This is a genomic window from Apilactobacillus kunkeei DSM 12361 = ATCC 700308 (assembly GCF_001281265.1).
Taxonomy (GTDB): domain Bacteria; phylum Bacillota; class Bacilli; order Lactobacillales; family Lactobacillaceae; genus Apilactobacillus; species Apilactobacillus kunkeei.
Map to the genome: position 1 here is coordinate 78,650 of NZ_JXDB01000001.1, position 10,295 is coordinate 88,944.

Genomic DNA, 10,295 nt, shown 5'->3' on the forward strand with positions numbered 1-10,295 from the left:
TATATATTTTATAAAAAAATAATAATAAAAGTACTGTAAAAATAATAAAAGTAGTATATAATTGCTTTGTGAATAAATAAACAAAAGATGAAAAGAGGATGTTACTATGACTCAAAAAGTTGCATTTGTTACAGGTGCCGGTCAAGGTATCGGTAAAGCAATCGCTGAAAGATTAGCTCAAGACGGTTTTGCAGTTGCAGTTGTTAACCGTACTGCTGAAAAAGGTGAAGCGGTAGCAAAAGAAATTAACGCAAATGGTGGTAAGGCAATTGCTGTTCAAGCAGACGTTGCTGACAGAGACCAAGTATTTGCTGCAGTTGAAGAAACTGTAAAACAATTGGGTGACCTAAACGTTGTTGTTAACAACGCTGGTGTAGGTCCTACTACTCCAATTGAAACTATCACTCCAGAACAATTCAACAATGTATACAACATTAACGTTGCATCAGTTATCTGGGGAACTCAAGCAGCCAAGGCTAAGTTCAACGAACTAGGTCATGGTGGTAAGATCATCAACGCTACTTCTCAAGCTGGTGTTGTTGGTAACCCTAACTTAACTCTATACGGTAGTACTAAGTTCGCTATTCGTGGTATCACTCAAACCACTGCTCGTGATTTAGCTGGTGAAGGTATCACTGTAAACGCATTTGCTCCTGGTATTGTTAAGACTCCAATGATGATGGACATTGCCCATGAAGTTGGTCAAAATGCTGGTAAGGATGACGAATGGGGTATGCAACAATTCTCTAAGGATATCGCATTAGGTCGTTTAGCTGAATCAGAAGACATCGCTGCTGGTGTATCATTCCTAGCAGGTAAAGATTCAGACTACATGACTGGTCAAACATTAATTCTAGATGGTGGTATGCAATTCCACTAAAATCATATCTTGGATATGGAAAAAGCCGTAGCTTATGCTATGGCTTTTATTATGTATAAAAGATCTAAAAAAAGAGCCGCTTCAATTAAGAAGCGACTCTTTTTTTGTGAGATATACAAAAACAAACTTTTATTCTTTAACAAAAAAGTACCCCAAAGATAAAATCTTCAAAGTACTTTAGTTAGTGAGCTGTGATGCTTTGAACACCATCTTCTCAGCAAAGGACTGAGTGCTTTTACCTTAAGCTAACAGCTCAAAATATTAAGTTTGTCTGTGAGATGTAACCTCAAGCGACATATAATATTAAACCATATCTATTTATTTTATGCAACATTTTTTGAGAAAAAATTGAAAATTAGCTATAATTTTATCAAAAGGTGAAAAAACTAGGAGGGATTAGATGCTAGTGATCGGAATGATTATCATGGTAATTGTATTATTTATTATTTCTACATTATCCACTGTGTTAGTAATTTCTTTAAAAAACAAGCATAAAGAAGACGACAAAGACTAATACGACGGTCTTTTGCTAGTTGATATAAAAAATATTTATAATGAACTTATCCTTTGACTATATCTTTAAATGTGTTTTATAGTACTTATCGTGTTTTAAATTAAGCAATAATTATTTTTAATATCAAATAGGAGGATTCATAATGGGAGTATTTATTAACTCAATCCAAAGTGTCCTTGTTGTTGTTCTAATTATGTTATTAGGATATGTATTAAGAAAAACCGGTTGGTTTGCAGATACATTCAGCAAGAACATTTCTAAATTAATCAAAAACATCGCCCTACCAGCTTCAATTTTCGTAGCGGTGTTAAGTCGTCTAACTAGAGGTAAGCTTGTAAGTTTCGGTAGCTACCTAATCTGGGGTATTATCTCAGTTGTTATCGGTTACCTAATTGCATTTGCACTAGTTAAAATCATGAAGGTTAGACCAGGTCGTCGTGGTGTATTTATTAACGCTATTGTTAATGCCAACACTATCTTTATTGGTTTACCATTGAACATCGCCTTATTCGGTGACAAGTCAATGACTTACTTCTTGGTATACTACATCATTAACACTGTTTCTACTTGGGCATTTGGTGTCTTCTTAATCAGTAATGATGATCCTACTAAGTCAGGTCAACCAAAAGAACACCACAAGATTAACTGGAAACAAGTTATCCCAATGCCACTTGTTGGTTTCTTGGTTGCATTAGTATTCTTACTACTAAACATTCCAGTATTAAAGGTACCTTTCTTATCACAAACACTATCATACGTTGGTAGTTTGGTTACTCCACTATCACTAATCTACATTGGTATTGTATTAGCTGATGCTGGTCTAAAGAGTATTTCATTCGACCGCGACACTGTTGTTGCATTATTAGGTCGTTTCGTATTGGCTCCAGTCGTTATGATTGCTATCCTAACTGCTGCTGCTCATGGTGGTGTATCACTACCAACAATGTTTAGCCAAACTATGATTGTTCAATCAGCTACTCCAATGCTAGCTGTATTACCAATCCTAGCTGCTGAATCACACGGGGATGTTAAGTACGCTACAAACATTGTAACTACTTCAACTGTATTGTTCATCGTTGTTATTCCTATCTTGATGACAATCGTTCAATACATCTAATAAATATAAGAAACGTTGGAATTATTCCAACGTTTTTTTATTACATATAACAAAATTGACAAGTGCGGGTAGTTAGCCTAAACTTTAGATAAATTAAATGCGGGAGCAAAGAAGGAAATTCATATGTTTGAAAAGATTTGTTACACATTAATGATAATCGCCGTTATTATTATAGCCATAGTATATTTTGTATGTTATTAAAAAATAAGAGGAGCTGACGTTTTTGTCAGCTCCTTTTTTATTAAGATTAGCCTAATTTTTGAAATTCGTTAATTTCGTCATCCGTTAGTTGGTACAAAGTATTAAAGACGGTTGATAAAAATGAATATGGTAGGTTGTCGGTAATACCGCCGGCAATTTCTCCTGCAATACTTAGAATGCTTGATGCTAATACAGCTGAGTTGAAAGTGTTGTCGACAGCTAGACATGCTCCCAAGATTCCATCTAACATGTCACCACAGCCAACATTTACAGCGAAATAGTGGTGACCATTTTTTACCTCAATGGTCTTTGTGCCGTCTGAAATTACATCGATTACTCCAGATAGTAGTGTAAGGCAGTTGAACTTTTTAGCAACTGCTGCCGCAATTTCATGAAGATCACCATCACCACTTCCGGCATCGATGCCTTTAGCATTCCATTCAATATTTGCTAAAAATGATAATTCACCAGCATTACCACGGACAGCATCGAATTTTACCTCTTTTGCCACTTTGGCAAAGTTATCTTGACGTAATTTGGAAGCACCGATGGCGACTGGATCAATAACTACAGGGGTGCCTTTTTGGTTTGCATACTTTCCCGCCGCAATCGATTTGGCGATGTCTGCATCGTTAGATGACCCCATGTTAATAACTAAAGCATTGGAAACGTTAACTAGGTCTTCAGCCTCTTTGATGTCATCAAACATAATGGGTGAGGCGCCGATGAAATTGATGGCATCGGCGACGTGTTGAGGTGTTACCATGTTAGAAATATTTAGGATGATTGGTGAATTTTCTCTAATTTGTTGGATGGTAGTCATTATGCGTTCCCCTTTAGATGGTTAATTGTTTGTTTAAAGTCCTTGCTGTCGATGATGTCAGAAATTACAGATACACCATCGACATTAGTGGTTAAGACTGCTTTGGCGTTATCTTCCTTAATACCACCAATAGCGACTGCAGGATGAATTGATTCTTGGTACAAACGATTTAATTCGTCGATTCCAATAGCTGGTTTAACTTTTAGCTTGGATTGAGTGGCAAAGATGGGTCCAATTCCAATATAGTCGATTGATTCAACATTGTTGGCAGCTCTCACTTCCTCTAATGAATGAGTGGATAGACCAATAATCTTATTTGGACATTCAGCAATGACTCTTTCAATCTTAGTGTCGTCTTGACCAACGTGAATACCGTCGGCGTTAATTTTCTTCATTAAATCGATATCATCGTCAATGATGTAAGGAACATTGTACTGGGCGGTAATTTCTTTTAACTTAATGGCCACCTTTAATTTTTCATTATCAGAAAGGGTGGAATAATCTTTTTCACGGTATTGAAACATCGTAATTCCGTTTTGACATGCTTTTTCAACGATTTGAATTAATCTGTCGACATCACCGCCAACGTTTTGACTTCCGGCAATGAAGTAGACGGATAATTGCTGCTCATCGAATTTCATCTTCAGCCCCCCAATGGTTTAATGGTCCATGCCCATGGCCCACAATAATTTCTGATTGTAGGATGGTATCAATATAGTGTTTTCCCTCAATGATAGCTTCTTTAATAGATAATCCCTTTGCTAGATTGGATACAATTGCTGATGATAACGTATCACCAGTTCCGTGTTTTCTAACAGTTTCATATTTAGTGCTTTCAATGGTAAAACTGACACCATTTTCCAATAGGACGTAATCGGATAACATATCGCCTTCTTGGTGGCCGCCCTTGATAATGACATTTTTGGCTCCTAATTGTTGAATATAAGTAGCTGTCGCAATTACATCGTCGTTTTTATCAATCTTCTTACCATAAATAACTTCAGCCTCTGGTAGGTTGGGGGTGACAATATCTGCGATTGGGATTAGCTTATTGATAATTGCATCGATACCAGCGTCGTCTAACAATCTTGCCCCGCCCTTAGCGACCATTACGGGATCGACTACGATAGGGTGAATATTATGTTTATTAATATTTTCGACCACTGTTTCCACACGTTGCTGGTCAAATAAGGCGCCGGTTTTAGCTGCTTTGATGTCAAAGTCATCAAAGACGGAGTCAAATTGTGCGTTAATCATGTCGACAGGGGTAGGTAGCACGGATTGAACACCTAATGTGTTTTGTGCAGTTAAACCTACGACAACACTAGTTGAGAAAACATGGTGTTCTTGCATGGTTTTGATATCTGCTTGCATACCTGCGCCACCACCAGAATCTGATCCAGCAATTGTTAATGTTTGAGGAACTTTTTTACTATTCATTTTTGCCACCTCCATGAACCACTTCAGCAAAACGCCAATCTTGTTGGTAGAAGGCTTGTTCCCAGAATTCCCATTCCAATTCGGTACTCTTTAAGAAGAAACCCTTGGCCTCTTGGATTTGTTCGTCAGACATATCTTTAGCTAGTTCATCTAACATTTTGAATAACTTTCTAGTTAAGCCACCTTCTGCATCTGCATCATCTGCGATGTAAAAGTCAATCCAACTTTTGAATGGATTGTCATCAGTATTCTTACCAGTAGCAGTAAGTTGTTTGGCAATTTCGTTATATGTCCAAGGGCATGGTAGCAGTGCACAGATGATATTTGCTAGACTACCAGTTCTAACGGCACGGTACATGTGTGATTGATATAAATATGCCTTAGGACTTGGAGTAGCATGTTGCAAACTTTCGTATGTAACGTTAGCAATATTGCAGAAAACGTGGTGAGGATGGATTTCACTGTTTAGAATAAAATCAATATTTTCAGCGAAAAATTTCATATCCTCTCGTTTTTTTAGGATAGGGATGATACTAGCGTAAATTTTGATGAACTCAGATAAGTATTGAAAGTCTTGTTGAACATAAAACTTTAGAGCGGCATCATCGACGTGACCGTTACCGATACCTTTAACAAATGGGTGATCAAAGATAGCTTCTAAAATGGGATTAGCTTCTTTGACTAGTTGATGTGAAAACATGAAATAATACCTCCGTTGTGCTGCCACAAAAAAATACCCTCCCACACGAAGGTGGAAGGGTACACTTGGATAGACTAGGTCTAATTCTTTACGTGGAGTGCGCCTGACTTCCTTCGCTAGTGTTAACTAGATCAGGTTCAATGGGTGTAATCTCAGCCGTAAAACGGCACCCCAGTGGACAGCATTTTTATGTTTAATTCATTCATAAGTATATCTGTTTTGAACCATTTGTAAACCTGATAATTTTCGTAAATAAAAAGAGACGGTGTCATAGCGTCTCTTAATTTTATTGATAAATTTCAAAGTGAATTTGACCCATTTTATCGATTGAAACTCCAAATTCCTGTTTAGCTGAATTATCGAAACCAATACCTAAGAAGTTATCAGCATGTCCCCAATTGGAATCAGCATCATCAAACATCATGGCACAGATTGCACCATAGATGCTTTCCTTAACGTTAGCAAGTGTGACTGAACCACTGATGTATGAATTAGCTAGGAGGGAAGCCACAATGTTTTCACCATAGCTGTTGTATTTAAACTTGGTAAAGACCTTATTCAAGACTTTAACGTCATGATTACCTCTGGTCGCAAAATTCCAGTGATCCTTGTTATACCCTTTTGCAACATCACTGGAAGCTAAAAGTGCACGGTTAGTCACCTTTAAGTCATTGGTATATGGGTGGTGATTGGATAATTTGTGTCTGAAGTCATTAACTAATTTGGCAGCATAATTAGATAGCTGTCTTTGCATTTTGATGTTAATTTTTTTTATGTTTACAGTCTTATTAACGTCTGCTGAATTAGGATGAAAAACATTGGTTTTCATGCTTTGCTTAATGAAGTTATGATTGGTTTGATGTTTAAAAACGATTCTTTTTTTGTGACTGTCAAAATAAAATAGATAGTTAGATGGCAAACTTAATGAATCTGAAGCTTTATTGGTAGGATGACTATCTGCAGGAAAGTTAAATCCATCAACAGATTGATAATTTTTAATTTTACGATGCTTTCGGTGAATAGAATAATTTCTTTTACTGGTTACTTTTTTTGCTTTAGTTGCCTTATTATTTTGAACCGTCTTCTTTTTTAGCTTATATTTTTTTAATTGTTTGCGACCTTTTAGTTTGTATCTTTGAGTCGATGATTTAGTACTTTGAGCACTAACGGATATGTGGTTGAAACTGCTGCTTCCTAAAAATAAGACTGCTATAGCAACAATGATGGATAGGCAAAGTTCTTTTGACTTCGACATAACGATTACCCCTTATAAAAATGTGATATTTATATAAGTTTAACTATACCAAACATCTCTCTAATGATGGAATTAATTTTAACTTTGTGGTTTAATTAAAGGCAAAGACAAGGGGAGATATTTAATGACTAAATTTAAACGTGCACTCGCAATGATTTTGACTGCTGTCATTGTTGCATTAGGACTAACAGCTTGCGGTCAATCTACCTCAAAATCGACTGCCAACAACAATAGTAGTACAAATGATGTGTCAGCAATTGCTTCAGTTAGACCATCAAAAAATGCTTGGAAACATTCATCTGAAAAGAAGCCTTATCCAAATATGAAACTATCAAAGAAGAATTGGCTAGATGTTTCAATAAAGAAGCAACGTGTCTATGTTAAAAATAAGGCAGGCAAGGTCCTATACACCATGCTGTGTTCAACTGGAAATGACGATGGTACCCCACGTGGTACATTCCACATTCAAAAAGAACGTGGTAGTCACTTCTACAATGCATCTTCAAAAGAAGGGGCCAACTACTGGACTTCATTCAAGGATCACGGAATCTACCTATTCCATTCTGTGCCAGTAAATGCTGCTGGGAAGTACTTGAAAAAAGATGCACATGAGTTAGGTAAGGTTGCCAACTCACATGGCTGTGTTCGTTTATCGATTCCAGATGCTAAATGGATTAACAGCTCAGTACCAACCGGAACTAAAGTTGTTATTCATTAATAAAATAACAAACAAAAAAGACGTTCATAATGAACGTCTTTTTTTAATGCAATGTGCTTACATCGATTAGGATTAACACCATAATAATGGTAATTCCTAAGATTGTTGCTACATATTTATTTTTAAATGACTGATGCTTGCGGTATAAGAAAAATAGCAATGTTAATAATGCAAGTACACCAATCACATACATAATGATTAATTTGATTTGGACTGATATGTCGTCTGCTAGCATGTAAGCACCTTCTATTATTTAGTTAATAGTTGGTATGCAAATCTAGCGGTCCATGGGTGACCATTTTCGCGCATATGGATAATACCACGTTTTTCAAAACCGTTAGAAGTTATAACGTGTTGCATACCTTTGTTTTCAGGATGAGTATCAATTCTGATATCCTTAAAACCTAGTACACGTGAAACGGTGATTAAGCTACTAACCAACTTTTCAGATAGATGTTGACCACGGAATTTATTTGAGATAGCAACTCTATGGATAGCGGCATAGTGAGCTTCGGAACCGTTAATCCAATCACCTTCTTCAATTTTTAGGTAGTTAGGATCAATTCCTTGGTGGATAGTTGCTGTACCTGCAATTTGTCCGTCTGTAATTAATACGTAGTTGATACCATCTTTAACGTCTTTTTCTAGGTCTTCATCGGCTGGATAACCGTGTTGCCATTGGTCAATACCTTGTTCATGTAAGTATTTGATTGCTGAATGAATGATGTCCAGGATTGCTGGTAAATCTTCTTCAGTTGATTTCTTTAAGTATGTCGCGGGCATTTTTACACTTCCTTTATGAAAATTATAAGTAAAAAGTATATAGAAAAACGTTGCAATTTGCAACGTTTGTAAATCAAGCCTATTCATAGCATACTACAATGACACTTTTAGTAAACTAATTAGAATTATCTATAGTAAGGTAATCTTCATAGCCATTCCCATGCCACCACCGATACAGATTGTAGCTAGACCACTTTTTTGATTGGTTCGTTGTAGGTTGTAAATCAATGAACCAACAATTCTGGCACCTGAATCACCTAGGGGATGTCCCATTGAGATGGCACCCCCCGAGATGTTTAATTTGTCCATGTCGATGTCGTAGTCATGAGCAACGGCAAGAACTTGTGCAGCAAATGCTTCGTTTAGTTCAACTAGGTCGATATCGTTCATAGTAATGTTTAGTTTATCAAATAATGATTTAGTAGCGTCATAGGGAGCGTATCCCATGTAGTCAGGATCGCATCCTGCTTCGGCATACCCGTCGATAACTGCCAGTGGTTTAACGTTTAAACGTTTAGCAGCAGATTCACTCATTAATACTAATGCAGATGCACCGTCGTTTAGACTAGCGGCATTACCGGCTGTTACAGTTCCGTTTTCTTTAAATGCAGGACGTAGTTTATTTAAAACTTCGATAGAAGTATCGCGACGAATGTTTTCATCTTCCTTCATAATATAAGAAGATTTTTTGTTTTTGATTTCTATTGGGATTAGTTCTTTATCGAAGTAGCCATTATCAAATGCATTAGCAGCCTTCATATGAGATTGGTAGGCAAACTCGTCTTGTTCTTTTCTTGAAACGTTGAACTTTTCAGCAACGTTTTCTGCGGTAACCCCCATTGGTTGTTTGTTGAAAGCATCCATTAAGGCATCGTTATTTAGTGAATCAATTAAAGTAACGTTACCAAACTTGTGACCAGATCTAACGTCCATGTTTAAAAAGGGTGCATTTGACATACTTTCAACACCACCGGCGATAACAACATCAGCGTCACCCATGACGATGGCAGCTTGTGCATTGCGGACAGCCTTTAGGCCAGAACCACATACTTGGTTAACTGTATTGGCGGTACTACAGTAGGGGATGTTTGAGTTGATTTCGATTTGTCTAGAGATGTTTTGACCAGCACCTGCTTGGATAACGTTTCCAAACACAACTTGATCTACATCAGATGGTTTAATATTTGCTTGGTTCATAACAGCCTTGGTAACGATGGTTCCTAGATCCACAGAAGTGAAGTTCTTTAGGGCACCATTTATCTTACCAATTGGTGTTCTCTTGGCAGCAGCAATCACGACTTTTTCCATATAATAGTAAAACTCCTTTAATATTATCTATAAGAAATAGTATAACGATTATTCTATTTATTTCTATTATAAAGAATAAAACTGAAAAGTTTAAAAAAGTTTAAAAAAGTTATTGACCACAGTGTTTATAATTGTTAAGATTATATCCGTTGTCATTTTTCAGATAACAATAAAATTTAGTTAAAACAAATAATAAAAAGTTATTGACCTGATGGTCTTAATTTGATATTATTGTTTCTGCTGTTAAAAAAGTTGATCGTTAATTTCGATTGAAAATAAGCAAAAAAAGTTATTGACTTTTACTTGCTAAGATGGCATAATAGTTTTTGTTGTCATCGCGATTGAGCGATTTTTGATAACGAAGTTGATAAAATTAATTATAAAAAGTTATTGACATTGAGTTAACGCTTTGATATAATTAAAGAGCTGATTATTTTAATTAGCAATCAACAAATTGGTAGATCTTTGAAAACTGAACAAGATTGATAATCGATTATGTGTAAGGAACTTACAACTTGGTTGTAAGAATTAAACATAGCGAAGTCAATTCGCTTAT

General features: G+C 36.3%; 11 protein-coding genes and 1 riboswitch. Of the genes, 3 read left to right on the forward strand and 8 right to left on the reverse strand.

Annotation, left to right across the window (positions count from 1 at the left end; all coding sequences use genetic code 11):
• Positions 1-106 precede the first annotated feature (106 nt).
• Both RZ79_RS00340 and RZ79_RS00345 read left to right on the forward strand, forming a co-directional pair.
• Entirely contained in the window at positions 107-880 is a 774-nt protein-coding gene (locus RZ79_RS00340) for a (S)-acetoin forming diacetyl reductase (RefSeq protein WP_054449517.1), read from the forward strand.
• A 656-nt stretch (positions 881-1,536) separates the two neighbouring features.
• On the forward strand, positions 1,537-2,511 hold the full coding sequence (locus tag RZ79_RS00345; RefSeq protein ID WP_034530698.1) for an AEC family transporter: 975 nt from the start codon (positions 1,537-1,539) through the stop codon (positions 2,509-2,511).
• 247 nt (positions 2,512-2,758) lie between these two features.
• On the opposite strand, the gene thiM is transcribed toward RZ79_RS00345, so the two are convergent.
• The 5 genes from thiM to RZ79_RS00370 all read right to left on the reverse strand — a co-directional run bounded on the left by thiM (position 2,759) and on the right by RZ79_RS00370 (position 6,930).
• A complete protein-coding gene (thiM, locus tag RZ79_RS00350) occupies positions 2,759-3,535 on the reverse strand; it encodes a hydroxyethylthiazole kinase (RefSeq protein WP_054449518.1) in 777 nt (258 codons plus the stop codon).
• Entirely contained in the window at positions 3,535-4,176 is a 642-nt protein-coding gene (gene thiE, locus RZ79_RS00355; protein ID WP_054449519.1) for a thiamine phosphate synthase, read from the reverse strand. Before thiE ends, thiM begins: the two co-directional genes overlap by 1 nt.
• A complete protein-coding gene (gene thiD / locus RZ79_RS00360; RefSeq protein WP_054449520.1) occupies positions 4,163-4,975 on the reverse strand; it encodes a bifunctional hydroxymethylpyrimidine kinase/phosphomethylpyrimidine kinase in 813 nt (270 codons plus the stop codon). The genes thiE and thiD overlap by 14 nt, the downstream gene beginning before the upstream one ends.
• The gene (gene tenA, locus RZ79_RS00365) at positions 4,968-5,675 is read right to left on the reverse strand and encodes a thiaminase II (RefSeq protein ID WP_054449521.1); all 708 of its coding nucleotides are present in this window, start codon (positions 5,673-5,675) and stop codon (positions 4,968-4,970) included. Before tenA ends, thiD begins: the two co-directional genes overlap by 8 nt.
• A 91-nt stretch (positions 5,676-5,766) precedes the next feature.
• Positions 5,767-5,859: riboswitch (TPP riboswitch) on the reverse strand.
• 102 nt (positions 5,860-5,961) lie between these two features.
• Complete coding sequence (locus tag RZ79_RS00370) at positions 5,962-6,930, reverse strand: SEC10/PgrA surface exclusion domain-containing protein (RefSeq protein WP_054449522.1); 969 nt, start codon at positions 6,928-6,930, stop codon at positions 5,962-5,964.
• Positions 6,931-7,054: 124 nt separating this feature from the next.
• Between RZ79_RS00370 and RZ79_RS00375 the strand changes: the two genes are divergently transcribed.
• Entirely contained in the window at positions 7,055-7,648 is a 594-nt protein-coding gene (locus tag RZ79_RS00375; RefSeq protein ID WP_054449523.1) for a L,D-transpeptidase, read from the forward strand.
• A 43-nt stretch (positions 7,649-7,691) separates the two neighbouring features.
• Here the strand turns inward: RZ79_RS00375 and RZ79_RS00380 are convergent, their stop codons facing one another.
• From RZ79_RS00380 to RZ79_RS00390, 3 genes are all read right to left on the reverse strand, one after another.
• A complete protein-coding gene (locus RZ79_RS00380; RefSeq protein WP_054449524.1) occupies positions 7,692-7,883 on the reverse strand; it encodes a hypothetical protein in 192 nt (63 codons plus the stop codon).
• Positions 7,884-7,897: 14 nt separating this feature from the next.
• Positions 7,898-8,431, reverse strand: coding sequence for a GNAT family N-acetyltransferase (locus tag RZ79_RS00385; RefSeq protein ID WP_054449525.1), 534 nt, complete (start codon positions 8,429-8,431; stop codon positions 7,898-7,900).
• Between the two features lie 129 nt (positions 8,432-8,560).
• Positions 8,561-9,739, reverse strand: a complete 1,179-nt coding sequence (locus RZ79_RS00390; RefSeq protein ID WP_054449526.1) for a thiolase family protein — start codon at positions 9,737-9,739, stop codon at positions 8,561-8,563.
• Between the last annotated feature and the right edge of the window lie 556 nt (positions 9,740-10,295).

Bases quoted from the DNA above. Each gene is read 5' to 3' on its own strand.
- RZ79_RS00340 (WP_054449517.1), top strand. From the start codon at position 107: ATGACTCAAAAAGTTGCATTTGTTACAGGTGCCGGTCAAGGTATCGGT.
- RZ79_RS00345 (WP_034530698.1), top strand. From the start codon at position 1,537: ATGGGAGTATTTATTAACTCAATCCAAAGTGTCCTTGTTGTTGTTCTA.
- thiM (WP_054449518.1), bottom strand. From the start codon at position 3,535: ATGACTACCATCCAACAAATTAGAGAAAATTCACCAATCATCCTAAAT.
- thiE (WP_054449519.1), bottom strand. From the start codon at position 4,176: ATGAAATTCGATGAGCAGCAATTATCCGTCTACTTCATTGCCGGAAGT.
- thiD (WP_054449520.1), bottom strand. From the start codon at position 4,975: ATGAATAGTAAAAAAGTTCCTCAAACATTAACAATTGCTGGATCAGAT.
- tenA (WP_054449521.1), bottom strand. From the start codon at position 5,675: ATGTTTTCACATCAACTAGTCAAAGAAGCTAATCCCATTTTAGAAGCT.
- RZ79_RS00370 (WP_054449522.1), bottom strand. From the start codon at position 6,930: ATGTCGAAGTCAAAAGAACTTTGCCTATCCATCATTGTTGCTATAGCA.
- RZ79_RS00375 (WP_054449523.1), top strand. From the start codon at position 7,055: ATGACTAAATTTAAACGTGCACTCGCAATGATTTTGACTGCTGTCATT.
- RZ79_RS00380 (WP_054449524.1), bottom strand. From the start codon at position 7,883: ATGCTAGCAGACGACATATCAGTCCAAATCAAATTAATCATTATGTAT.
- RZ79_RS00385 (WP_054449525.1), bottom strand. From the start codon at position 8,431: ATGCCCGCGACATACTTAAAGAAATCAACTGAAGAAGATTTACCAGCA.
- RZ79_RS00390 (WP_054449526.1), bottom strand. From the start codon at position 9,739: ATGGAAAAAGTCGTGATTGCTGCTGCCAAGAGAACACCAATTGGTAAG.